This is a genomic window from Psychrobacillus sp. FSL K6-1464 (assembly GCF_038003145.1).
Classification (GTDB): Bacteria; Bacillota; Bacilli; order Bacillales_A; family Planococcaceae; genus Psychrobacillus; species Psychrobacillus psychrotolerans.
Genome location: NZ_JBBOOP010000001.1, coordinates 1,895,733 through 1,920,927 on the forward strand (window position 1 = coordinate 1,895,733; position 25,195 = coordinate 1,920,927).

The window sequence follows — 25,195 nt, forward strand, 5'->3', positions numbered from 1 at the left end:
TCACCTCCTATTTCATTCTGCCGCTACTAGAACGATCTCTACTATTAAATCGGCTAATTTCTCTAATTCTTCAATAGGCATGCGTTCATTTGTTGTATGAATTTCTTCATAACCCACAGACAAGATAACTGTAGGAATCCCAAATCCAGCAATTACATTGGCATCACTACCGCCACCACTAGTTTTAATCTCTGCAGTTCTTCCAATTCGTTCTACTGCACGTTTAGCAACCTGTACAACTGCATGTTCTTCTTCAAAATGAAATCCTGGATACATTAATTGCGTTTCTGTCACTGCTTTACCACCAAACTTTTCAGCAGTTTCAACGAATGTTGCGACCATATGAGCAACTTGTGCATCTAGTTTTTCTTTATTGATCGAGCGTGCCTCAGAAAGTATATGCACTTCATCACAGACGATATTAGTTGCTTGTCCACCTTCAAATCGACCAATATTAGCCGTAGTTTCGGCATCTAATCTACCTAATTTCATCGCAGAAATCGCCTTAGCAGCTAAAGTAATTGCAGAAATACCTTTTTCGGGAGCGACGCCTGCATGCGCAGTTTTTCCAGTAATGGTTGTCCATAGCTTAGATTGGAATGGAGCAGCTGTTACAATTCCACCAACCGTTCCATCGCTATCTATCGCATAGCCATATTTTGCAGTTAGTAAGGAAGCATCTAATTCTTTGGCTCCTACTAATCCACTTTCTTCTCCAGCCGTAATAACGACTTGAATATCGCCGTGTTTAATAGATTGTTCTTTCAAGCGGCGAATAGCTTCAAACAGAGCAGCGATTCCAGCTTTGTCATCAGCACCTAAAATTGTTGTGCCATCAGAATATATATAACCATCTTCTTTAATAACAGGTTTAATGCCTTTTCCAGGTACAACAGTATCCATATGGACTGTAAAGTATATTGGATCTACATTTGCATTTGTACCCTTTAATGTTGCGATTAAATTGCCAGCTCCGTGTCCTGTTTTAGAAGCAGAATCGTCTTCCACAACAGTAAATCCAAGCTGCTCTAATTTGTCTTTTAAAATTGGTGCAATTAATTCTTCATGCTTTGTTTCTGAATCTATTTGAACTAATTCTAAAAATTCCTCAACTAATCGACTCATTGAAAAGTCTCCTTTTTATAATGGAATATTACCATGTTTTTTGTTTGGTCTAGTTTCTTTTTTATTACGCATCATCTCTAAAGATTGAATAAGTTTAATACGAGTTTCTCTTGGATCAATTACGTCATCTACCATTCCCATTGAAGCGGCTACGTATGGATTCGCAAATTTCTCACGGTACTCTTCAATTTTTTCTGCACGAACTGCTTCAGGATCTTCACTTTGTGCAATTTCACGGGCGAAAATGATATTAGCAGCGCCGTTCGGTCCCATTACAGCTATCTCTGCATTTGGCCATGCGAATACCACATCTGCTCCAATTGACTTGGAATTCAACGCAACATAAGCGCCGCCGTATGCTTTTCGTAAAATAACGGTTATTTTAGGAACGGTTGCTTCAGAATAAGCAAATAGGATTTTGGCACCGTGGCGAATAATTCCACCATGTTCTTGTTTAATACCTGGGAAGAATCCAGTAACATCTTCAAATGTAATGATTGGAATATTGAAGGCATCACAAAAACGTATAAATCGAGCTGCTTTGTCCGAAGAATCTATATCTAAACCTCCAGCCATTACTTTTGGTTGGTTACAAACTAAACCAACTACCTCTCCTTTAATACGTGCAAGACCAATCACGATATTTTTAGCGAATTCTTTTTGTACTTCTAAGAAAGAACTTGTATCCACTACTTGATCAATAACTTTTCGGATATCGTATGGGCGAATAGCTTCATAAGGTACGACATCTGCTAAGTCAGGACGATTATCATCCTCTTCTGGTACATCAGCAATAGTAGGTTTTTCTTCAAAGCTTTGTGGTAAATAACTTAAAAGTAATCGAACGCTTTCTAATACTTCCTCTTCAGTTTTTCCACGGAAATGTGCATTTCCACTAATTGTGTTATGTACTTTTGAACCACCAAGATCTTCTGCAGAAATCTTCTCCCCGGTAACAGTTTCAATTACCTTTGGACCTGTGATAAACATTTGGCTCGTTTCATCCGTCATAAACACAAAGTCAGTTATAGCTGGCGAATACACTGCGCCACCAGCACATGGTCCTAAAATGACAGAGATTTGAGGAATAACTCCCGAGTAAATAGCATTACGATAAAAAATTTGACCATATCCATCCAGTGATACAACACCTTCTTGAATACGAGCACCACCAGAGTCATTTAACCCTATGAAAGGTGCTCCGTTTTTAGCTGCTAAATCCATGACGTTTGCAATTTTGAGTGCATGCATTTCTCCTAAAGCTCCGCCAAAGACAGTGAAATCTTGTGAGAACAGATAAATGGGACGACCATTTACTTTCCCATACCCAGTAACTACTCCATCACCTGGGCCCTCTTGCTTATCCATACCAAAGTCTACTGTACGATGTTTGATAAAAGGACTTAACTCTACAAATGAATCTTTATCTACTAATAATTCAATTCGTTCCCGGGCAGTCAGCTTCCCTTTTTCATGCTGTTTCTCAATACGTTCATCTCCGCCACCAAGTTCGATTTTACGTTTGCGATCATATAAGTCATTGATTTTTTCATAAATATCCATATTATTTCTCTCCCCCGGTTTTATCGACTAATTCATAAAGCACGCCACGAGATGCTTTTGGATGTATAAATGCTACCTGAGCACCATGAGCACCTGCTTTTGGAGTTTCCTGTATAAGTCGGACGCCCTTTTCTTTCAGCTCGTCCAAACGCTGTTGTATACTAGTAACTCCAAAAGCTATATGATGAATACCTTCACCCTTTTTTTCTATATACGAATGAATCGTACTTGTTTCATCGATTGGTTGAAGTAATTCTAAATGGACATTCCCGCTATCGATAAACGCTACACGAACTTTTTCTGATGGAACATCTTCAATATGTAATAGTTTTAATCCCAATGTATCTATGTAATAAGGAAGAGAGTCTTCAATACTTTTAACAGCAATCCCGATATGATCAATTTTCTCCATTTTTACACCCCTCTATTAAATAACTATAAAATAATACTATTGATATTCGTTGCAGTCCGAAGTCGAGCCCGTGTCATTATGACCCTTTTCTCGAATTGACTGCATACGGCAGAAAGTATTCCTACTTTTTAAGTATACTCCTTTGGGGTCCCGACTTTCTCACTAGACCCACCGAAGTTGCCAACTTTCACTTCTATCAAAAAATGTGTCGTAATAAACTGATAGATTTTGCAAAATTATATTGTCACAATCCGCATGCAGATAATAACAACATTAGAACGTATTTCTATGCAAAGATTCTATCTATGAAAAAGGCTATCTACAATGAGCTGATGGAATCTCTCATGATAATGACTGTCCCTAAGATTCCAATATCAAGTGATTACAGAAAATTTAAAATAACCCTTTTTCTATTGTACCTATTTCAAAAAAAAATCTCTACCTCTTGTGCATTTTTATGTTTTTGTTAAAATAAAGGTACAAGCTAAAGGAGAGAAATTATGCGCAACCAAACTTTTCGTAAAATTATTGTGTATTTAATGATTTTTGTAATGGTAATGTCTACATTACTATTCGGTCTAAGCTTCATCCTTTAATGTCAAAACCTGTTTCTATCGTGTCCAAAGGACTTTGAACAGGCGTTTGCCATTCTATTACCAAGTGAATTTTAGGGATGCTGGTTGGTTGTGACGATGTCATAACCAACCAGCATCTCTTTTTCTTGCAAAATCTTATGATGTTTACCTGTTTATCGCCATAATATATAAAAAAGTTCAATGTATGGATCTTTGAGAAATGATAAAAACCAGCGAATGCATCTATATGCTTCCGCTGGTTTTTATTATTTAAACTTCTTCGCAGTATTCTTCAAATAATTCTTGAAGATGTGTAATGACAGAAGTAGGTGCATGACCTTCTATTTCGTGACGACCGATTTCTGCTACAGGTTGTCCGTCTTTTAACAGAACAAATGATGGAGAAGAAGGCAAGTGATCATCTCCGAATAGATTACGCGCTTGTTGAGTAGCCAATTTGTCTTGACCAGCAAAAACAGTTACTAAATGGTCTGGACGTTTATCATAATGTACAGAGTTTGCCGCAGCAGGGCGTGCAATTCCTCCAGCACATCCACATACAGAGTTTACCATTACTAAAGTTGTTCCTTGACGAGCAAATGCTGCATCTACTGCCTCAGGTGTTTCAAGTTGCTCATAACCTGCTGCGTCCATTTCTCCACGAGCTTGTACTAGTATATCGTTCATATATAAATTGAAATCCATATTCATTTATGCCACTCTCCTTTTTTTACTATGTTAATCTTATCAGATTATCCGTTTGGATTCGAGGAAAATAGATCGTCAACCGCTTGGGAAACTGTTATTTTTTCATCTCGCACTAAATGTTCTAAAGTTGCCATAGCTTGCTTTTTAACAGTGGATGAAAAAAAGTCATCGTATAATCGATCCACAATCATCGTTTTAAACCATTCAATTGTTTGTTCTCTTCTTCTATGTTGCCAAACCGACTTTTCTTTCATCACTTGCTGGAAGTGTAGTATATTTTCCCATACTATATCTAATCCAATTTTATATAGCGAAGATACTGCAAGTGCTGGAGTTTGCCAATTAGGTGAAGACGGTGCTAAAAAATGGAGGATTTGTTTGTACTCCGCAACCGTTTTTTTAGCTAGCTTTTCATTGGATCCATCTGCTTTATGGACAATAATAGCATCCGCAAGCTCCATGATTCCTTTTTTCATCCCCTGCAATTCATCTCCGGCACCTGTAAGCGCTAATAACAAAAAGAAATCAACCATACCTCTTACTATTGTCTCACTTTGACCAACTCCAACCGTTTCCACTAAAATGACATCGTATCCAGCAGCCTCGCAGAGAAGCATTGTCTCTCGAGATTTTTTATGCACGCCACCAAGTGTCCCAGCAGTAGGCGAAGGTCTGATAAACGCATTCGGATGCTTAGCAAGCTCTTCCATTCTCGTTTTATCTCCGAGAATACTGCCTCCAGTCAAAGATGAACTAGGATCGATGGCTAATACCGCAACTTTATATCCCTGATCACAAAGCATTTTACCAAATGCCTCGATAAATGTACTTTTTCCTACTCCAGGCACCCCTGTTATTCCAATACGTATACTATTGCCAGTACACGGAAGTAAGTTTTTTAGTAATTGCTGTCCAATTTGCTGTTGATCATTTACTGTACTCTCAATATACGTTATAGCTTTAGCTAAATGCAGCCTGGAGCCACTTTGAATTTGTCGGATATATTCCTCTTCATTAATTTGAAGAGGCTTTCTTTTAGAAAACTTTTTAATAGAAGCTTTCCCCACCCCATCATGTTGCGATTTAATGCCATTCATCACATGCATAGAAGATTCGTTATTATTATCCGTTTTTGACATTAACCTTCCACTTCCTCGTAGCCAAGACGCTTGTATATCTCTTCGATCACTTTTTGTGCAGCAACCGGAATAACTGTTCCTGGACCGAAAATAGCGGAGGCACCATTTTCACGTAGAAAAGCATAATCCTGAGCTGGAATTACACCACCAACAACAATTAGTATATCCTCTCTACCAAGCTTAGCCAATTCCTCTTTCAATGAAGGAACTAATGTCATATGTCCAGCAGCTAAAGAACTTACACCAACAACGTGGACATCATTTTCGACTGCTTGCAGTGCAGTTTCTGCAGGTGTTTGGAATAGCGGGCTAATATCTACGTCAAATCCTAAATCAGCAAATGCAGTTGCAATAACCTTAGCTCCACGATCATGTCCGTCTTGACCCATTTTGGCGATTAAAATACGTGGACGACGGCCTTCATTTTCACGGAAGTCTTCTGCCATTTGTTTTACTGCATTAATCTCTTCTGCATCATTAAAGTTAGCGCTATATATACCACTCACTGAACGGATCACCGCCTTATGTCTTCCAGCCACTACTTCAATAGCATCGGAGATTTCTCCAATAGTAGCACGTTCTCTAGCCGCTATAACAGCAGCTTCTAACAAATTGGTTTCCCCAGTTTTTGCGGCTTCTGTTAAATCTGCTAATGCTTTTTGAACTGCTTTTTCATTACGGTTTGCTTTGACTTTGTCTAAGCGCTCCATTTGTTTTTGACGAACGACTGTATTATCTATATTTAAAATATCTATTGCATCTTCTTGTTCCAAACGATATTTGTTAACCCCAATGATTATTTCTTTCGAAGAGTCGATTTGCGCTTGTTTTTTTGCAGCTGCTTCTTCTATTTTCATCTTAGGCAAGCCTGTTTCAATCGCTTTTGCCATACCGCCTAACTCTTCAATTTCTTCTATCAAAGTCCAAGCTTTTTCCATTAATTCATTTGTTAATGTTTCAACGTAATAGGACCCGCCCCATGGATCGATTACTTTCGTCATATTCGTTTCTTCCTGGAGGAATAATTGAGTATTTCGAGCAATTCGGGCAGAGAAATCCGTTGGCAATGCTATCGCTTCATCTAAAGCATTTGTATGAAGTGACTGCGTGTGACCCATTGCAGCAGCATTAGCTTCTACTAAAGTTCTTGTCACATTATTGAATGGATCTTGTTCTGTTAAGCTCCAACCAGATGTTTGTGAGTGCGTACGAAGAGCAAGAGATTTAGGGTTTTTTGGATCAAAGCTTTGCATCATTTGTGCCCATATTCTTCGAGCTGCACGCATTTTCGCTATTTCCATGAAATAATTCATGCCGATTGCCCAGAAGAACGAAAGTCTAGGTGCAAAGGCATCAATATCTATTCCAGCTTCTAGACCTGTTCGTACATATTCTAAGCCATCGGCCAACGTATAGGCTAATTCTATATCCGCAGTAGCCCCAGCTTCTTGCATATGGTAGCCAGATATAGAGATAGAGTTAAACTTAGGCATTTTTTTAGCTGTATAAGCAAATATGTCCGCGATAATTTTCATCGACATTTCTGGAGTATATATATACGTATTACGCACCATATATTCTTTTAATATGTCATTTTGTATCGTCCCGGCTAACTGATCCGGAGTTACTCCTTGTTCTTCTGCTGTCACAATATAGAAAGCTAAAATTGGGAGAACTGCTCCGTTCATCGTCATCGACACAGACATTTTATCCAACGGAATCCCATCAAATAAAATCTTCATATCTTCCACCGAATCTATGGCTACTCCTGCTTTCCCAACATCCCCTGTAACACGTTCATGATCGGAGTCATAGCCGCGATGCGTTGCTAAATCGAATGCAACGGACAGGCCTTTTTGACCCATAGCCAAGTTTCTTCTATAGAAAGCGTTACTTTCTTCTGCTGTTGAAAATCCAGCATATTGGCGGACCGTCCAAGGCTTTGCCACATACATCGTCGGATAAGGTCCTCTAGTGTTTGGAGCAATCCCAGGTAAGTCATTTACATGCGGTAAGGTAGATGAATCTTCTCGATTGTATAAGGACTTTAAATGAATTCCTTCATTCGTTAAAAAGGATTCAGTTGCACTAGGTGTTGCGTTACTTTCTTTTTGTAACACCTGTTCAATAGATACTTTATCGTAATTAGGCATGGTCATTTGAATCCTCCTTTTTTGCAAGTGCTAACAGTTCAAAGCCTTTTTCAAAAAGAGATTGCCCTGCAAAAATTCTACCGTTTAATCCAGCTTCCAGCCAATCAGCATACTCTTCAAACTGACCTGCAACATCTAGTGGAATCGATATATTTTCATTTAGGATAGCTGGAACTAATCCAGCTGACTGCTCATCGTTTCCAACAAAGACCCCGTAGTCTATTTCATTTTCGTCAATCCATTTTTGCATCTCAAACGGCTTTAAGTTCTCGGGTGCAACTATTGAATTCAAACCAATAGAAGTTAAATACCCACTTACGAAATCCATACGAGCTTTGTACTCTTTTAAAAGGCCATATGGAAAAATAGCAGTTTTTAAGGGATTGCTCAAAAATGCTTGTCTCAATTGTTCAAATGGTTCTGCTAATCGTTTATAGCCTGTACCATTCAGCTTGAATATTAAAGAATCATCTGGGTTAGCGTACACATTAGTCCCGATTAAAGATTTTTTGCGAGTAGCAAGTGCTTCCAACTGTTCTTCCCATTTGGACTCTGCTCTTTCTTGCAGTTTAACCGTTGCTAATTCGAATGACTTTTCTTTTATCAACTCCAAGAATAATGCCCATGCTTTTTCAACTAATTGTTTCGTCAGTGTCTCAATATAATAAGAGCCACCTGAAGCGTCCATCACTCGTTGAATATGTGTCTCTTCCTTTAATACTAACTGCATATTCCGTGCAATTCTCTTAGATGTTGGATTTGCACTTGTTAATATGTCATGTGGAAAGCTTGTTACACTGTCCGCTCCTCCAAGTACTGCCGCAAGCGTACTATTTGCTGCACGTAAAATATTCACAGTTGCATCAAGTGCTGAGAATGATCTCAAGGAAGTTTCAGCATGGACAGGTATAGCATTAATATTCTCCAGTCCATGTGCTTCTCCAAATGCTTTCCAAAGTACTCTAAATGCACGGATTTTCGCAATTTCCATAAAGAAATTAGTGTCCACAGAAAATTGAGCGAATGCTTTTTCTGCGATTCTCTCTATACAGCTTTTTTGAGTCATGTAATCTGCCTGTAGTAAGACACTCACTAACTCACTAACTGCGTCGCCTCCTGCTTGGTGAATAGCTGTCCCATCCAAGTAAACAGTTCTTGTATGAGGCATATCCGTATCACTAGATCTTTTAACAGCACCTTTGATTGTTTTGAAACTATGTATGAATGTTGGATCATGAGATATATCAAGCAGTACTGGATGTAGCTCAACCAAATCAGATAATTCTTCCAATTGGGATTTAGTCCACTGATGATGAGCTTCTAGCTTGTAATGTATTATGTTATTTCCTTTTGCTAAGGAATCTTGTAAATCTATTAATATATCTTCACTGGTATTCCCCGTCGCCTGCTGTGCAATGAGCCAATCAGCAGTTTGTTTAGCGCTTCGTATAGAATTTGTTTGTTCTATAGACATATTTTCCATATCGGCTAATGAATAAAGCGGTTTCAAAATAATTTCCTCTAAAGTCTTGGTAGAAAGAGATTCTAATGATTTACCCTTAAGTGATTTAACGGCAACTTGCTCCCACTCGGAAAGTGTTGCTTCTTTAAATTCCGTTTGTTTCATATCTTGTATAGTCATAAAATCGCTTTCGCTTCCCCCTCTGGTGTTACTTTAACCTAATGATATTTTACATCAGAAGAGTGTTGGATGAAAGAGCTATTGTATATCAACATTAAATACATTGTTTAAAATGCGCTAATCCTTAAATTTTTTAGAATATATTCATTATTTTGTGAATTTAAATTTAAATCACTATTTTATATGGTAAAATGGAAAAATCTTAATAGAATTGGGGAATGAGAATGGTCACATTTGATAAGCCAGAAGTAGAACAATTTTTTCAGACTTTAACGGTGGAAAACTTCACTGTCAGTCCTGATGAAAAGCAATTAGTAATTAGTTCAAATCTGAACGGTCACTTTAATATTTGGGGAATGGATTTACCAAGCCAATTCCCGTATCCACTAACATTTAATAATCAAAGTGTAGATTTCTTAACATACGCTAAAACTGGTGAATTTATGGTGGCTGGTTTTGATACAGATGGAGATGAGAATACACAAATTTACGCCCTTTCGCCTCAAGGTGGAAAACTTATTTCACTTCGTAGTAATGAAGGCGAACGACATTTCTTCAACTACTTGACAACAGATGGAAAACGTCTTTATTATTCAACAACAACAGGAAATGCTTCCTTCCTTAATAGTCATCTATACGATATAGAAACCGGAGAAGATAAAGTTTTATTGGAAGGAACAATTGCTCCTACTTCAATAGAGGCTGTTTCTCCAGCTGAAAAAACTTTTGTTTCAAGTAAACAATTTGGAAATACATACTCTCTAGCCTATGTTCATATTGGTAATGAGACTTTCCTTATGACGCCTGAGACGAAAGAGCAGCACACAGTATCAGAAGCACTTTACACTTCAGAAACAGAAATCTACTTTTTAACAAATTATAATTCTGATTTAACCTATTTAGCGAAGTTCGACTTAGAAGCGAAGGAATTCAAGAAAGTCTTAGAAATAGAGAAAGAGGATTTTTCTAGTATCCATTTTTCTAAGAAAACAGCGAGTCTCTATCTAGTTGGATCTTATGGAGTAGAAGACCGGCTTTATGAATTCCATTTAACAAGTGAGACACTTAAAGAAGTCAAAGCACCGACTAGTGTCGTAGAAAAAGTAGTCATTATGCCATCAGGTAATCTATATATCCAAGGAAGAACTTCCACAAGACCAAACAATGTCTTTGTATCGAAAGATAACAGCGAATCATGGGAAGAGTTAACTCGTTTTCGAATTCCAGGGGTTCCAGAGGAGATACTAGTAGAACCTACTATTTTAACTTACCCTTCTTTTGATGGTCTAGAAATCGAGGCCCTACTTTTCCAAGCAAAAGAAGAGTATTCCAATGGCCATGTTATTCTGTGGCCACATGGGGGTCCTCAATCCCTGGAGAGAAAATGGTTTCGTTCCATGTTCCAATTCCTTCTAAACAGAGGGTATTCCATTTTCGCACCAAACTTCCGCGGCTCTTCTAACTACGGCTTGAAGTTCATGAAAATGGTAGAAGGTGATTGGGGACATGGACCCCGCCTGGATAATTTGGAAGGATTAGAATGGTTAATAAAAGAAGGATATGTGGATAGAGATAAGATTCTCCTACTTGGTGGAAGTTATGGTGGTTATATGTCTCTTTTACTACACGGACGCCATGCCGAGTATTTCAAGGCAGTTGTAGATATATTCGGTCCTAGTAATCTATTCTCATTTGTAGATTCCGTACCTGAGTTTTGGAAATCATTTATGATTCAATGGGTAGGTGACCCAGTAAAAGACAAGGAGAAGTTCATAGAGGATTCTCCAATTACTTATTTAGATGGGATGACAAAACCTATGCTAGTTATCCAAGGAGCTAATGATCCTCGTGTTGTCCAAAAAGAATCCGACCAGATTGTCGCTGCATTGAAGGAAAAAGGCAGAGATGTGGAATATATTGTTCTACCGGATGAAGGTCATGGTTTCTCCAAAAAACAAAATGAAATATTTGTGTATAGTAAAATGTTGGAATTCTTAGATCGGTTTATTTAATCTAAATCTTCCTAAACTACGTAATACTAAAAAGCAGGATAACCATAATAATGGTTATCCTGCTTTTCTTTTATAGTCATTAACCTCGTTGTTGTTCTTTCGTTGGTCCCATAACACCCGGAACAGGAAGTCCTGCTTGACGTAGAAGGACCGTCATTTGACCACGATGATGTGTTTGATGATCAAGAAGTTTGTGTAGCAAAACTCCTCTAGTTGTTTCTCCTGCAAAGCTTTGAATCTTCTCGATCAATCTGTCGTCTGTAAGATTAGTTTTCGCTTCCGTTTTAACTGCCTCGACGATTTTTTTATATGTTTCGACAATGTCTTTAACCGTTATTGCTTCTTTGTTTTTATCAACGGCTGCTTCCACATTTAATCCTACTAATCCTGCGAAAAATACGGGACTTGTCGCAAGATGCCACCCTAACCAACCAAGAGTACTATGTCCTTCAACAATCGCTTGATCTAATTTTTCATCAGTTAATGACTGGAGCACGCTTAATGTCCCCTCTGCTGCATCAGACCAATCCGTTATAAAATCATTTACCGTTCTATACAATTATATCGACTCCTATTCGTTCATACTTTCTTTTCCATTGTAAGTAGTCTCCAAGGTTAATTCAACTATAGTTATCCGCGACTATAGAAGTTATAGACATAACTTCGTTTCTAGTATGCATATGATACTTGACGGGTTCCTCTAGCGAAAGGAGTTTTACTTTGGCCGATACTACAAAAAAACATTTATACTGGTGGTTTATATTGATAATCTTCCTCTTAGGAATAGTAACTTTTGCAAATATAATAGACTATACAGAAAAGGAACAAACAGTTAAAGAAGATATTTCTGCCTTGCCATTTTACAAAAAAATGGCAAAAGAAGAGCTAAAAGAAAAAATGGTACAAAGTCATAAAACACCAGAAGTAATTGCAGCAGCATTAATTATGCAAGATTTCGGAATAACCCCGCAAGAAAAGGAAGATGCCGTACTTTCTTCTAGATTTGAAAGTGGTGTAGTCGAAACGATTGCATTAGAGCAAAACTTTAAATCTGCTGAATCCTTAAAGTTGTCCATATTAAACCGTACAGTAGACTTTATGAAGGCGATGAACGCACTTGATGATGTTAGCCAAGCCACATTAATAGTACAAGCGCCCCTAACAGATCGTTATGGCAATGTGGAAAATGGAGATGTAATGGTAGTTCTAATGAGCAAAGAAACGTTAAATAAAATTAACTTTGAAAACTTTAATCCAGAGAATCTCTCTTTCGTGGCAGATAGCTACTGGGAACACCCCGCTTTATCATTACACTAATGAAAATGCCAATACTCTGACTCAAAAAACCCCATTTCAAATAGAAATGGGTTTTTTGAGTAATATAGAGTTACCGGTCACTTTTCATCAATCGTATAGCCTGTATCGATAGTCTAACGAGTAATACCGCACATAAGAACAGTCCCACATATGCTGCTGTATTCAAGTAGACTGCAAATTCTGCCTCTATAAACTGACCAATTGCAAGGAGGGCAACGGATATAATACCGAAAGTAATGCCTACCATAAGCAAGATGAAGCGAGAAAATAATTGCGTAACAAACATAGAATTACTTTTATCTGAAAAGATATCATGATGTAACGTAATTTTGCCACTTTCCACTCGCTGAATGAGATGATCTACTCTTCTTGGTATTTTACGTAAGGTAGGTAATAGTAATGCGAATTCCTCTTCCAACCGCTCTATTGTCTGCTTTGGTTGTTTAAATGGCTTTTTCCATAACGAAGCCATATATTCAGTAGAATATTCTTTCGCTTCATTAAAAATGTCAAAGTCCCTTTTTATCATGTGTAATGTTCCGTCAAGTGTGATCAGTGCTCTAAGTGCAATTCCTACCGATGGGTAGAAAGATAATCCGAATTTATGGACTACTTCAAAGAAGGCTTGTATCAATTCCTCTGTTGGAATATGAGAAATATAGGAAATCCGCAACAATAATTGCGCCATTGCATGTTCTAACTTCTCTCGCTCAACATGATCTACATCTTCCACTAGTAGTGACAGTGCATCAAAGAGAATATCCGCATCATTGTGTTGAATGCCTAATAAGAATAACTTCATACCTTCCTGCTGAGGTTGTGCCAATCGACCCACAGCTCCAAAGTCTAAGAAAATAGGAGTTCCGTCTACATCATCTATAAAGATATTGCCTGGATGTGGATCTGCATGAAAGATTCCAGAATACAGTAATTGATCAAAAAATGAATATAAGACAGTCCTTGCAAACTGTTCTCTGTCCGCTCCAAGTGATCGAAATAACGTATCTCCATTTGCTACACTCTGTCCATGAATGTATTCAAAAACAATTAAATGATTATTGCTTAGTTCCGTGTATATATGAGGTATTCTCACTTTATACGAACTATCTTGCAAAGCAGTAGTGACTTGGATAGCATTTCGCATTTCAATCTCAAAATTAACTTCTTCTCTTAAATTATCTGCAAATCCAATTGCAAGCTCGCGAAACCCAAGTTTTTCAGCCCATGTAGATTTGTCAGAGAACCATGAAGCAAAGTCTACTAATATATTTAAATCATCACGCATCATATCTTTTATATCGGGCCGTAAAATTTTCACTACTACTTCTTTATTGTTTTCACGAAGAATAGCTTTATGTACTTGCCCTATAGATGCTGATGCAAGAGGTGTCAAATCGAATTCAACAAACATATCCTCCATATTATATGGTAGATGAGCTGCTAAAATGGAATTGACCTGTTCATTGGTTAAAGGTTTTACATGCTGCTGAAGTAATTCGAGTTCCTTTATGAAAGCAACAGGCAATATATCTCCTCTTGTAGAAAGTACTTGCCCAAACTTTACAAAAATTCCACCAGATTGCTCCAATGTTTGTCTAAAAGCTTTTGCTAGTTCACGTTCGCTTTCTTTAAACTTCGAATATTTTATGGTCCGTGAAATACCATTTTTCATAGCAATTTGGACAACTTGTCTCATTCGCCTCTGACCACGCCACTGTTTTCGTAAACGAATCCATATGGATTTATTACCCGATACTCTTTGCCCTTTCTCTCCAATGGCCATTGGATCAAATAATTCAAAGAAAAGATACAGTAACATAGAGATGAGCAACATACTTCCAATCCATATGATTGTGCTGACATCCATGTATGTATAAACAAAACTCTCAGACATGAAATCTGTTCCGCGCAAATAAGCATACCAATATACAAAGGAAGTAAAGAAAACGCTTATTACTACTGCCAAAATACGTTTGATGAAATTAATCTGTGAGCCCATTAAACGCCCACTAACAAAAAAGATGAAGCTTGAGATTACTAAAACTTGAAATAATATCTTCACATAAATCACAAAAAGCACATCCTTTCATTCACTTATTATCTCTTCCCTTTCTTTCATTCTATTAATCTTCAATCGCTTTCACAAATAAATTCCATATTAAATTTAGTGTATAAAGACATTAATGTTACTAATACTACATGAATAACACTGAAATGAGGATGAGGCATGTATTATTACAAAGAAGAATTGATAAACCAAATTGTTCCAGACCAACCAGATCCAGCTGCCGCAAAGGTTTTACAAGAAATATTAGGCGGTCATTATGGTGAAATGCGAACGATGATGCAGTACTTTTTCCAAAGTTCCAACTTTAGAGGGAAAGATACGCAATTCCGCGATTTATTGCGCGGCGTATTTCTAGAGGAAATTGCACATGTAGAACTTGTACAAAATACGATCAACCAATTATTAAATGATTCCGGTGAATCTGCTGTTCCTGGCAATGCAGGTGTAGATGGGGCACCACTAAATGATGCCGTCAAACACGCCAATCCACACCACTTTATCATTGGTGCTCAAGCTTCATTGCCAGTAGATGCAGCAGGGAATCCTTGGAATGGATCATGGGTTTATAGTCACGGTAATTTAATCGGAGATTTACTAAACAATCTTGTGCTAGAATCTACGGGTGTGCTACAAAAAACGAGGATATATGAAATGAGCTCTAACAAGGCATTCCGAGAAACGCTTGCGTTCCTTATTGTACGGGATAATTCCCATCAGAATGCATTTGCAAAAGCATTAGAAACGTTAGGAGTACAATGGGGCAAACTCTTCCCTGTCCCGAATTATGATATTAACAAATACCCAGAATGCCGTAAGTATATAGATATGGGTTATCACAATTCTGCATTTAACTTCCGACTAGATCCAAATAGATTGGCTGAAATAATTCAGGGAACTACTCCTAGTCGTAATGGGGGTACTATGATGGTTACTGATCCACCCACTGGTTTTCCAGTACCATTGATGCCCGAAATGCCAAATGAACATAGTCCGGGTCTAAGTGATATGCAAAATTAACGACGAAAAACTCAAGTAGAATTTTTACTTGAGTTTTTCGTCGTTTATAAATGACTACTACTCCTCTTGTATGAACTTTACTACATTATACTCACAAGTTGGACATACCATTAAATGTGGACATATTTGATCTTTGGCTGTATTTGAATAGCCATCCCCCATTTTTACGGTCTCCTCGTCATTATAATGACCATACGGATCTAAAAAATCAGATACTTTTCCTGAGTTCTCTAGCGGAGAATTGCATGTAGGGCAATCGATATTTAATACTTTTAATGAGTTACATAGAGGACAAACAGCCATTGTATCTCTCCTTTTTGTTTTCTTACTTAGTATCAATCTGTACAAAGAGTTTATACAGATTCATCAAGTAATAATCGAAAGGCGTAAAAGTTTAGTTCTGCAGTAATTATGGGAAAAGATTTAATACCGGTGGTAATAACAGTAAAAATATTGCACTTAAAATAAGGTATTTTGATAGTTTCTTCGGGAGTTTTTGTCTCCCTTTCCCTTTATACCAACCACTAAATTGCCACTTATTTCTATAAAGAACAAAAAATAAAACAAAAGCGGCAATAAAAACGAAACCAGCATATTTTTCTGCAGTAATTCCTATTTTCAAGTAAATTGAATTTATTACAAAGGTGATTATGCCAACTACAATAAAAAACAGAAAAATAATTCGGATTAACTCCAGTAATGTTCTCATCTTTATCTCCTGTCGTTGCTGATGATTCTTATTACACGTTAAATCTCATATCCTATTTTTTTCGTCCAATTGGTAAAACCAATTTTCAATAACTTCTCAGCCGCTTCAGCTGGACTCATCTGAAAAGAATTTTTTACCCAAATTGTTAAATATCCAATCGTTCCATAACTGGCAAATATGGCATAATCCTGATCTTCGAATACAAGTAGTAAATGAGCCGCCAATCTATTGGACAGTTTTTGAATAGCGTTCGTATCTGAGAATTCTAATTCATAAAACGAACGATATTCAAAAATATGTTCGCATAAGTGAAGAGTCATTGGTTTACCCCATTGGTTGAATTCCATTTCATAAAATGATAGGAAATGTCCATTCAAGGTGCGCCTTACATCCTCCATCAGCTCATATTTATCTGCAAAGTGCAGATAAAATGTAGAGCGAGAAAAACCAGCCTTTTGAATAATTTCTTTTACTGACAACTCTTCAAAGCTTTTTTTGTGTAACAACTGTAAAAATGCTTCAATGATCGTTTCTTTGCCTATTTTCAATTGTGACACCCCTCTGGACATTTTGAGTGAAACTGTCTTGTTACTTCATGGACGAATGCGTTTACAATAATGGTATAACAAGCATAGGAGGAAGTAAACATGACAAAAAACGTTTATGTAATTACAGGTGGTTCAGGTGGAATGGGTAAAGCAACTGCTGAACTAGTCGGTAATAAAGGAACTCTATTATTAGCAGATGTGTCGGAAGAACGATTGATCCTAACGAAAGAAGAACTGGCAGCTAAAGGTATTACTGATGTACACTATCAAACAGTTGATATCACCTCAAAAGAAAATGTTGCTCTCTTAGCCAAAAAAGCTTCTCAGTTAGGTACGTTGAAAGGTCTTGTTCACACTGCTGGTCTATCACCTACAATGGCAGATTCTAAACGCATTACAGAGGTGAATTTAGTAGGTACAGGAATTATATTAGATGCATTTCTTCCACTAGCAACTTTAGGTACTTCAGTTGTTTGTATCTCCTCTATGAGTGGACACATGGCTCCTCGACAAGGACCTTATACAGAAATCTTAAAAAATCCGTTGGCTGATAATGTAATTGAAACAATGGAACAGTTTTCCCAAGGCGACTCAGGTGCATCATATAGTCTTTCTAAATTAGGAGTGCTTCTAATTGTAGAAGACCAAGCCTGGGCTTGGGGGGAGAAAGGTGCTCGAATTACATCCATTTCACCAGGTACGATAAATACGCCTATGGGTCGCCAAGAAGCTTCCCAACAAGAGCAGATGAAAATGATGCTGGAGATTACGCCTTTACGACGTGAAGGTGAAGCATCTGAAATTGCTACAGCTGTTGAGTTCTTACTTAGCGATTCCGCTTCATACATTACAGGTATTGACTTACGCGTTGATGGTGGCACTATCGCTAATTTAAATCGCGTTCAAGGGTTAAAAAACCAAGATTAATCAAAAATTATATTTGAAAGTAGATAGAGACTGATTTATTCTATCTACTTTTTTTTGTTGTTAGAAAACTCATAAGTTTAAATCTAGTAAATAGAGGTACATATAAACTAAGCCTACAAATCTTAAATATATACTGGAGGAAGAAAACATGAAAAGAAAAATGATTGCTTTACCATTAGCTTTATCATCTTTATTAATACTTGGTGCTTGTGGAGATGACGAGGATACGGAAATACAAGATATTGAAGTAAATGACCCAATGTTAGAAGATGATGGAGAAAATGATACAGGCATTGAAAATGAAGCAAATAATGAGGAAGAAAAAATAGAGGACGTAGAAGAAAATGAAGAGCCAGAAACACAGGATGAAGGTTCTGTAAACGATTCGGTTGATGATGCGAACGACTAAACATTAGCTCAAACGCCTGATGTTGGCACCAATGAGAGCACTATTCACTTTTAGTGAATAGTGCTTTTTTTAATGCTTCCAGTACCCGCCATAGACAAAAAAAGAAACGTTTGAGCAACGTTCCCCTTCGTATTTTTTAAATAAAGCTCATTCTACGTAAAATCTCTTAAACTTTTAATGTATTCCCATATGGTTCAAAAATCCATGTTTACATACTTTCTAATTCATTGTTTCTTTTTTAGGAATCCAAATATTCTTCTTTTAAGATAGAATAATGTACACTATCTACTAGTTGCCCTTTGATCATTTGGTTTTTACGAAGGATACCCTCACATTTCATACCTAAACGATCCAATACTTTTCCAGAAGCACTATTCTTAACCTCATGTGCAGAAAATACACGCTCTAGCCCCATTACATTAAAAGCTAAACTTAGTATTAGTTTCCCCGCTTCTGTCATGTAGCCTTTACCCCAGTAATGCCTATTTAATGTAAAGCCTAGGTCTCCACTTTTGTTCCAATCATCCACCCTAAACTCGATAGCGCCTACCAATTTGTTGCTTTCTCTCAGTACAATAGCATATTTACCGATAGGCTCTTTCACAAAATAATTTGCAATTAAATTTTTTGTTTGCTCCAAATCTTTATGTTGTTCATAAATAAAACGTGTAGCTTCTTCATCAGATGTATATTCAACATATCTTCAGCATCATTGAGCGTAATTGGACGTAATAAGAGACGTTCACTTTCCATCTGATTGTGCTTAACTAGTAACAGGTTTAAATTATTCATGTGCTCTCTCCACTTCATTTCTTTGTTTGTCTGCTGTTATTTCTACTGGCATTTTTAATTACTTACTTCCGGTTAGTCCTCATAAAAGTGACTCCCTCGTTTTATAAAGTACAGATATAGTAATCAAAAGTTTCGTTTTTGATAGGGACTTTTCACGTTACCTTTTCAGTTCCTAAATTTCTTTATCGCAGTTACTAAAATGGCAATAAGAAAAACAATAATACTGTTTACTATTAGATATTGTCCTAGTTGGAAACCATAAAATATTGCAAAAGCATCACGAATAATAAATACCGCTAATGCCCCACCGATTGTCCCAAATAAAACTGCTAATAACAATATTATAAAGGCAGCAAAATATAGACTTTTCTTTTTTCTGTAATATATAAACCCAATAACATTTGAAATAATGATAAAAAAATACATAAGTATTATAAGAAAGATATCCATAGAATGCCCCTTTGACAAACATATTTTACCGATAAAAACTAGAAATCTCTAGGAGTAAAGCACTCGAAAGACAAGGAAATTTCAGTTAATTAATCTATTAGATAGTACATCAGTACATTCAAAAATCATAGCAGTTTCTAAGGAAACAATTTACTCTTTAAAATCAATTATGATGCCATTCTCACTTGTTATATGATCTTGAAATGCCTCTGCATTATAATATTCATCTAACTCGTGTAGAATCATATGCAAGTCATCTAAAATTGGATCTCCTTTTTCTACCTCATTGTCAATAGCTTGCTCAGCTAATTGAACAGCCATTTGAAATTCCTCTATTTTTTCTTCGCCAGGAACAATTTCATTTAAATAAAATAGTATACTATCTAAATATCTCTTATAGGTAGAATAATCCATACGACCTGGTAGAAATATAGCATTATCTGTAATAAGTGCAGCTCTTAGGTGAGCGACATAGAGATTATAGTTTGAGTCGGAATAATCATAATCCTCATGCGTATTAAGTTTCTCAGGATACCAAAAATAATCAAAGTATGCACCAACTTCTAATTCTTCTTTTTCCTTCTCGTCATCTTCAGTTGCTATAACCTCCGTTGGTTCTTTTCCATTTTGATTCAAAATTAATTCACTTTCTGTATTAGAATCAGCAGCATTTTCTTTTGTACCTTCTATATTATTAGAGACAAAATTAAATCCGAAGATTAATAATCCAACCGAGAATGCTAATGTAAGACCGTTCGCAAAATAGCTGTTTTTCTTTTTGCGTTTCTTTTCTATTTCATCGATTTTTCCTAATACTCTTTTTTTATTCTCTTCTGTAAATGTAGTGTTTATTTTTTCTTCAAAATTAAATTCTTTTAAATGTTTATCCAAGAATGATACCCCCTTCATTTATTAATTCTCTTAATTTACTTCTTGATCGAGACAAACGTGATTGTAATGTCGGTTCCTTCTCGTTTAATATGAAGCTCATCTCTTTGATAGATAATTCTTTGAAGTAATAAAGAATAACGACTTCTCTATATTTAATAGGCAATTCCATTACTTTCTCAAAGAGTCCTTCCTTGATAGTGCTTTGTAGGTACTCTTCTGGTACTTCATATAATTTTGAGGATATTGAATGCCTAGTAATTCTCTCGATTAATTTACTTTGACGTAAACGATGACCTCTCAAATGATCTTTACACTTATTCGCAGCAATTGAGTAAATCCAGCTTTTAAGTGATGATTTACCTTTATATGTACTTAGTTTCAAATATACAGTCACAAAGACTTCTTGCGTTACATCATCTGTATCCGCTTCATTATGTAAGTAGGTATAAACAAATTTTTTAACATCGTTACCGTATGTATTCATGATAATTTCTACAGCCTTAATCGGATTAGCTTTTAGCACATCTAGGCCATCTAGTCCGTAAGAATTGAAATGAATCGGTAATATCTCCTTACTATCCAACAAAATCTCCCCTTTCCATCTCTCTATATATAAGACGATAGTAATCATGAATATATTGAGTTTTTTCAATAATTAATTAAATCCAGGAAACTAAAATATATATTCGATTAAGCGGAAGGTTGGGGAAACGAATAACCAGAAATACTTTAAAATGTAAGGATACGCTAAAGATAAAGGTTGATTTTAATATAAATAAAAAAATGAGCAGAGTATGTTCAAAAAGCTCATTTATTTTACTAAAGCACCCATTAGTTATATAAAGACTACATCCTGAGTTCTATAATTATAAATCGAAGAAATGATAAGAACCTATTAAACAGACAAAAGCTATTATCCATAAAGTCAAATACGTAGGTTTTTTTAGTTCTCTATCTAATGTTGGTATGGATTGAATAGCTTTGACAACAACCCCTGAAAAAATAGCTACCATAAATGCTCCTAACAACGTAGTAATGTCGATTACATATTCATCAATTATTCTAAACAGAATAACCGCAAACGCTACTGAAGCACCAGAAAGAAAATGCTTTAAATTCATTTGAATCCCCTTTTCTCATTACAATTTACTCTTATTAATCTTCTTAAATAATTCCCCTTACAATAACTGCTTCTACAACCTTCTAAAAATACCTACTTATTCAATTAACCTGCCGCGTTAGTTCAATAAGAAAAAGGCTTTACCCTTTCTTGAAGTAAAGCATCCGGTAGTTGTCTAATAACCCGTTCAGTTCAATGGTACAAACATTCAAAATAACATTAGAATTAGCAGTATATTTATATGTAAATAATCATCGAAATTAACATATCAATTAGCTTTATTTTAGACGCATAAAATGGCTTAGTTCTCCTTGAGTGAGAACTAAGCCATAACTATTTCGATATCTCAATCTTCCATTAATGCACCCGTTAGCCATCCATGTAGCGCAAAATCAGCGCTACACCACAGAGAATGAAAATGTGAAAACCTGGGTATAGGATACTACGGCTGGGAGAGGAAGGTCGATGAACTATGGTGCCATAGAGCCCATCCGTTAGTCTGACTCCAACGACCACGGTGCATCACAGACTGTCGCTCCCTTACGGGAAGCACTCATGGGAGATTAATCCTACTCTGGTTATTGCACCAGCCTCCAATACTATTTGCCGTAGAAAGGATGATTACAATGGAAGTAATCATTGAACGTGCTTGTGGGATGGATGTCCATAAGGATTCCATTACTGCTTGTATTATTACGCCAAAAGGAAAGGAGATTCAAACGTTTTCCACTAAAACTGTATTTCTATTACAGTTAATTGACTGGATTAAGGAGCATGGTTGTACTCACGTAGCAATGGAAAGTACAGGTGTATTTTGGAAGCCTATTGTTAACTTGCTAGAAGCCGAGAGCATTGAGTTTTTAGTAGTGAACGCTCAACATATGAAAGCAGTACCAGGTCGTAAGACCGATGTAAAGGATGCCGAATGGATTGCCAAACTTCTTCGTCATGGTCTACTTAAAGCAAGTTTTATTCCAGACCGAAATCAGCGGGAATTGCGAGAGTTAGTTCGATACCGTCGAAGTATTATTGAAGAGCGTGCGAGACAACATAATCGGATTCAAAAGGTTTTAGAAGGAGCGAATATCAAACTCGGTTCCGTTGTCTCCGACATCATGGGTGTTTCATCGCTTGATATGCTTCGTGCTATCGCCGATGGCGAAAATGATCCTGAGAAATTAGCTAGCTTTGCCCGCCGATCAATGAAGAAGAAAAAGAGTGAACTAGAACTAGCTCTTCGAGGGTATATCAATCCACATCAACGTCTCATGTTAAAAACCATTCTGGTCCATATAGAATTTCTAACTGAGCGGATTGAGCTATTAAACGAAGAGGTGGCTACTAGGTTATCCTCCCATCAAAAAGATATAGAACGATTGGATTCCATTCCTGGCATCGCCACTCGAATGGCTGAACAAATCTTAGCCGAAGTCGGTACAGATGTGGAGAAGCAATTTCCCAGTTCAGCGCACTTATGTTCCTGGGCAGGATTAGTACCTGGACATAATGAAAGTGCGGGCAAGAGGAAATCAACCAACATGAAAAAAGGAAACAAGTACTTGAAATCGGCGTTAATTGAAGCAGCTCATTCTGTTAGAGGATCCAAGACCTACTTGGGAGCCTTGTATAGGCGTACTGCATCAAGAAAGGGTAAAAAGCGTGCAGGGATATCAGTGGCTCATGCCATTTTAAGAATCAGCTATTATCTCCTAACTCGCAAAGAAATGTACGTAGACTTAGGGGAAGATTACTTTGACAAACAAAAAGAACAATCGATTGTACGATATTCTGTTCGAAGACTTGAAAACTTAGGTTACAACGTGACAATCACTGAACCAAATGCCTCCTAGTCCGACCCACAATTTAATTCACATTTAGGCGCCGCACTTTTTTAAAAAATTATTGAGCTGCGTCAGATTTCGTATTGCCTTTTTCTCTAAATCGAAGATTTTAATTTTCATGGGAGTTTAAGATGAAATATTGGCTTCATGTGTAAAGTTCACACTAGCCCACTCACCCTCGATCTTAAACAATTCATATACAGCTTCGCGGTCCGTCGGTGGTTCATCTATCCAATTTAGCAGGGTTCGAATAATAGATTCTTTATCCGGGAAGTGGTGGATAAAGACTTCAGATTGCTCGTGAAGTCGTGTCGACCAAATCTGAGAACGCACCATCACCATTGAATAGTATGTTCGAATGAGTTTGCGAGCGAAACCTTGTGAAAACTTTTTAAAGTCTTCGTCAGAAGCTGTTTCTAACCTTTTTAACGTCCGAGTAAGAGCCTCACAAATATCACCATTGAAGCGAATGGCTATCTCGGATGTAAGTTTATACGGACCAAATCGGTCTCTTAAATCCTCTCCGTAGACACAAACACAGAGTTCTTTAAGAAAGGCATTTTCGTAATAATTTGAGGGGGAAACCGTATAGTCGTAATATGCAACAACTATTCCAACTTCACGAACCAGAGATCGATACTTTTGAGACAGTTCTCCAGCAAGTTTCTTTAAATTCGCTAACTTAACGGAACTCAATTTGCCATCAAACATAGCAATGAGGTCTAAATCTGATTTTAAAACAACCGCTTCACCTCTGGCTACGCTGCCGTACAAATAAACACTGTGCAATTGATCTTGAAATGAATTTCTAAGACTTTCGACAGAATCTCGAATGCAAGGCACGTAATCATTATCAATATTATCTATGCTTACATCGCTTTCAATAAATCCAGTATGGTCTAGACCATACCCAGCTCTTAAAATCGCCGTATTAATCTCCTACCTTTCCTGCATTCCTCTAATTATATAACTATGATAATGTGGACAATCAATATCTTATTGAACTAACCTGCCGCGTTAGTTTAATAAGAAAAGGCTACCATTACAGGCAGCCACTTGTTTAACTAAAGCACCCGTTAGTTGAAGAAGAGCACCCAATTTATGATGTAATTTTCACCTATAATATATACCTTTCCAACTCATCTTTTTGACGCAAGTGATGACGAGAATGCATTCCAACCAAATCATACCATTCCCTAGCATTCAGCCAACCGAACCCTCCATGTTCAACTTTATTATTTGGGTTAATATAATCCACTTTCGATTCCCATTGACTCAATCTTTGAATTAACTGATCCATCCTGCTAATTAGGTCTTCCTTGCTGTCTGAATTATTTGGTGGAGAATTTAGTTCATCTGGTAATCTTATTTTAATAGGTGGAAACCCGCCGTTCCTATATAATTGCTCACCAAACTGGGTTTTCCCAAGGGGTTGTTCCTCATTTAATGAAGCACATGTTTCCATATTATCAAGATACTCTTGGGCAACAACAATTAAATGGTCATACATCTGTCCAATAGACCAAACCCCTTCTTCCGAGATATACCTTAGCTGTTCCAATGAATAATTGTAAAGATCACTTTTGAAAGTAATAAGCATTTTATTGTCACTCATTTAAATACTCCTTTGTAATAAATAAATGAAATCTGAAATTTTCGTTTTTTTATATTTATAAATAATTATAGCATTAATGATGACAAATACTTTCTACTACTAACCTGCTGCTTTAGTTCAATAAGAAAAAAGGCTTTACTCCTTCTTGAAGTAAAGCACCCG

General features: G+C 36.8%; 27 protein-coding genes. 7 read left to right on the forward strand and 20 right to left on the reverse strand.

From position 1 onward, the window contains the following. Positions 1–12: 12 nt before the first annotated feature. The 3 genes from MKX39_RS09340 to mce are packed head-to-tail and all read right to left on the reverse strand — an operon-like array spanning position 13 to position 3,100. Positions 13–1,125: a M20/M25/M40 family metallo-hydrolase gene (locus tag MKX39_RS09340; protein ID WP_340769309.1), complete on the reverse strand. Its 1,113-nt coding sequence runs from the start codon at positions 1,123–1,125 to the stop codon at positions 13–15. Positions 1,126–1,140: 15 nt separating this feature from the next. After that, on the reverse strand, positions 1,141–2,688 hold the full coding sequence (locus tag MKX39_RS09345; RefSeq protein ID WP_340769310.1) for an acyl-CoA carboxylase subunit beta: 1,548 nt from the start codon (positions 2,686–2,688) through the stop codon (positions 1,141–1,143). Between the two features lies 1 nt (position 2,689). Further along, positions 2,690–3,100, reverse strand: coding sequence for a methylmalonyl-CoA epimerase (mce, locus tag MKX39_RS09350; RefSeq protein WP_093534049.1), 411 nt, complete (start codon positions 3,098–3,100; stop codon positions 2,690–2,692). 500 nt (positions 3,101–3,600) lie between these two features. On the opposite strand from mce, the gene prli42 reads away from it, so the two are divergent. Further along, positions 3,601–3,696 carry a stressosome-associated protein Prli42 gene (gene prli42, locus MKX39_RS09355; protein WP_175496143.1) on the forward strand — a complete coding sequence of 32 codons (96 nt, stop codon included), beginning with the start codon at positions 3,601–3,603 and terminating at the stop codon, positions 3,694–3,696. A gap of 249 nt (positions 3,697–3,945) precedes the next feature. Here the strand turns inward: prli42 and MKX39_RS09360 are convergent, their stop codons facing one another. The 4 genes from MKX39_RS09360 to MKX39_RS09375 are packed head-to-tail and all read right to left on the reverse strand — an operon-like array spanning position 3,946 to position 9,317. Then, on the reverse strand, positions 3,946–4,386 hold the full coding sequence (locus tag MKX39_RS09360; RefSeq protein WP_093534047.1) for a BrxA/BrxB family bacilliredoxin: 441 nt from the start codon (positions 4,384–4,386) through the stop codon (positions 3,946–3,948). Between the two features lie 41 nt (positions 4,387–4,427). Next, complete coding sequence (gene meaB / locus MKX39_RS09365; RefSeq protein ID WP_340769311.1) at positions 4,428–5,522, reverse strand: methylmalonyl Co-A mutase-associated GTPase MeaB; 1,095 nt, start codon at positions 5,520–5,522, stop codon at positions 4,428–4,430. Continuing rightward, positions 5,522–7,675, reverse strand: a complete 2,154-nt coding sequence (gene scpA, locus MKX39_RS09370; RefSeq protein ID WP_419958787.1) for a methylmalonyl-CoA mutase — start codon at positions 7,673–7,675, stop codon at positions 5,522–5,524. Before scpA ends, meaB begins: the two co-directional genes overlap by 1 nt. After that, positions 7,668–9,317 (reverse strand): methylmalonyl-CoA mutase family protein, encoded by a 1,650-nt coding sequence (locus tag MKX39_RS09375; RefSeq protein ID WP_340769314.1) that lies wholly within the window; start codon positions 9,315–9,317, stop codon positions 7,668–7,670. The genes scpA and MKX39_RS09375 overlap by 8 nt, the downstream gene beginning before the upstream one ends. A 224-nt stretch (positions 9,318–9,541) precedes the next feature. Here MKX39_RS09375 and MKX39_RS09380 point away from each other — a divergent pair, with 224 nt between their 5' ends. After that, the gene (locus tag MKX39_RS09380; RefSeq protein ID WP_340769315.1) at positions 9,542–11,329 is read left to right on the forward strand and encodes a S9 family peptidase; all 1,788 of its coding nucleotides are present in this window, start codon (positions 9,542–9,544) and stop codon (positions 11,327–11,329) included. Positions 11,330–11,408: 79 nt separating this feature from the next. Here MKX39_RS09380 and MKX39_RS09385 read toward each other — a convergent pair whose 3' ends face one another. After that, positions 11,409–11,888 carry a DinB family protein gene (locus MKX39_RS09385; protein WP_093534037.1) on the reverse strand — a complete coding sequence of 160 codons (480 nt, stop codon included), beginning with the start codon at positions 11,886–11,888 and terminating at the stop codon, positions 11,409–11,411. A 161-nt stretch (positions 11,889–12,049) separates the two neighbouring features. On the opposite strand from MKX39_RS09385, the gene MKX39_RS09390 reads away from it, so the two are divergent. Continuing rightward, positions 12,050–12,646 (forward strand): hypothetical protein, encoded by a 597-nt coding sequence (locus tag MKX39_RS09390; protein WP_340769316.1) that lies wholly within the window; start codon positions 12,050–12,052, stop codon positions 12,644–12,646. 70 nt (positions 12,647–12,716) lie between these two features. On the opposite strand, the gene MKX39_RS09395 is transcribed toward MKX39_RS09390, so the two are convergent. Further along, a complete protein-coding gene (locus MKX39_RS09395; protein ID WP_340769317.1) occupies positions 12,717–14,717 on the reverse strand; it encodes an ABC1 kinase family protein in 2,001 nt (666 codons plus the stop codon). 156 nt (positions 14,718–14,873) lie between these two features. Here MKX39_RS09395 and MKX39_RS09400 point away from each other — a divergent pair, with 156 nt between their 5' ends. Then, positions 14,874–15,731, forward strand: coding sequence for a manganese catalase family protein (locus tag MKX39_RS09400; RefSeq protein WP_340769318.1), 858 nt, complete (start codon positions 14,874–14,876; stop codon positions 15,729–15,731). A gap of 57 nt (positions 15,732–15,788) precedes the next feature. On the opposite strand, the gene MKX39_RS09405 is transcribed toward MKX39_RS09400, so the two are convergent. The 3 genes from MKX39_RS09405 to MKX39_RS09415 form a co-directional block, all read right to left on the reverse strand. Next, on the reverse strand, positions 15,789–16,034 hold the full coding sequence (locus tag MKX39_RS09405) for a hypothetical protein (protein WP_340769320.1): 246 nt from the start codon (positions 16,032–16,034) through the stop codon (positions 15,789–15,791). Between the two features lie 106 nt (positions 16,035–16,140). Beyond that, positions 16,141–16,440, reverse strand: coding sequence for a hypothetical protein (locus tag MKX39_RS09410; protein ID WP_340769321.1), 300 nt, complete (start codon positions 16,438–16,440; stop codon positions 16,141–16,143). Positions 16,441–16,478: 38 nt separating this feature from the next. Next, entirely contained in the window at positions 16,479–16,988 is a 510-nt protein-coding gene (locus MKX39_RS09415) for a TetR family transcriptional regulator (RefSeq protein ID WP_340762361.1), read from the reverse strand. Positions 16,989–17,087: 99 nt separating this feature from the next. Here MKX39_RS09415 and MKX39_RS09420 point away from each other — a divergent pair, with 99 nt between their 5' ends. After that, the gene (locus MKX39_RS09420) at positions 17,088–17,915 is read left to right on the forward strand and encodes an SDR family oxidoreductase (protein ID WP_340769323.1); all 828 of its coding nucleotides are present in this window, start codon (positions 17,088–17,090) and stop codon (positions 17,913–17,915) included. A 148-nt stretch (positions 17,916–18,063) separates the two neighbouring features. Continuing rightward, positions 18,064–18,324, forward strand: coding sequence for a hypothetical protein (locus MKX39_RS09425; RefSeq protein ID WP_340769324.1), 261 nt, complete (start codon positions 18,064–18,066; stop codon positions 18,322–18,324). Positions 18,325–18,562: 238 nt separating this feature from the next. Here the strand turns inward: MKX39_RS09425 and MKX39_RS09430 are convergent, their stop codons facing one another. The 6 genes from MKX39_RS09430 to MKX39_RS09455 all read right to left on the reverse strand — a co-directional run bounded on the left by MKX39_RS09430 (position 18,563) and on the right by MKX39_RS09455 (position 21,578). Continuing rightward, a complete protein-coding gene (locus MKX39_RS09430; RefSeq protein WP_340769325.1) occupies positions 18,563–18,964 on the reverse strand; it encodes a GNAT family N-acetyltransferase in 402 nt (133 codons plus the stop codon). Beyond that, a complete protein-coding gene (locus tag MKX39_RS09435; RefSeq protein WP_340769326.1) occupies positions 18,943–19,116 on the reverse strand; it encodes a hypothetical protein in 174 nt (57 codons plus the stop codon). Before MKX39_RS09435 ends, MKX39_RS09430 begins: the two co-directional genes overlap by 22 nt. Before the next feature lie 165 nt (positions 19,117–19,281). Next, on the reverse strand, positions 19,282–19,566 hold the full coding sequence (locus tag MKX39_RS09440; RefSeq protein ID WP_340769327.1) for a 3-isopropylmalate dehydrogenase: 285 nt from the start codon (positions 19,564–19,566) through the stop codon (positions 19,282–19,284). Between the two features lie 150 nt (positions 19,567–19,716). Further along, positions 19,717–20,457 (reverse strand): polyphosphate kinase, encoded by a 741-nt coding sequence (locus MKX39_RS09445; protein WP_340769328.1) that lies wholly within the window; start codon positions 20,455–20,457, stop codon positions 19,717–19,719. Continuing rightward, on the reverse strand, positions 20,450–21,040 hold the full coding sequence (locus MKX39_RS09450; protein ID WP_340769329.1) for a sigma-70 family RNA polymerase sigma factor: 591 nt from the start codon (positions 21,038–21,040) through the stop codon (positions 20,450–20,452). Before MKX39_RS09450 ends, MKX39_RS09445 begins: the two co-directional genes overlap by 8 nt. 283 nt (positions 21,041–21,323) lie before the next feature. Next, positions 21,324–21,578, reverse strand: a complete 255-nt coding sequence (locus MKX39_RS09455) for a hypothetical protein (protein ID WP_340769330.1) — start codon at positions 21,576–21,578, stop codon at positions 21,324–21,326. Positions 21,579–22,203: 625 nt separating this feature from the next. Between MKX39_RS09455 and MKX39_RS09460 the strand changes: the two genes are divergently transcribed. Continuing rightward, positions 22,204–23,427: an IS110 family transposase gene (locus tag MKX39_RS09460; RefSeq protein ID WP_340769332.1), complete on the forward strand. Its 1,224-nt coding sequence runs from the start codon at positions 22,204–22,206 to the stop codon at positions 23,425–23,427. 117 nt (positions 23,428–23,544) lie between these two features. Here MKX39_RS09460 and MKX39_RS09465 read toward each other — a convergent pair whose 3' ends face one another. Continuing rightward, positions 23,545–24,261 carry a nucleotidyltransferase domain-containing protein gene (locus MKX39_RS09465; protein ID WP_340762368.1) on the reverse strand — a complete coding sequence of 239 codons (717 nt, stop codon included), beginning with the start codon at positions 24,259–24,261 and terminating at the stop codon, positions 23,545–23,547. Between the two features lie 274 nt (positions 24,262–24,535). Further along, a complete protein-coding gene (locus tag MKX39_RS09470) occupies positions 24,536–25,033 on the reverse strand; it encodes a DinB family protein (protein WP_340769333.1) in 498 nt (165 codons plus the stop codon). Between the last annotated feature and the right edge of the window lie 162 nt (positions 25,034–25,195).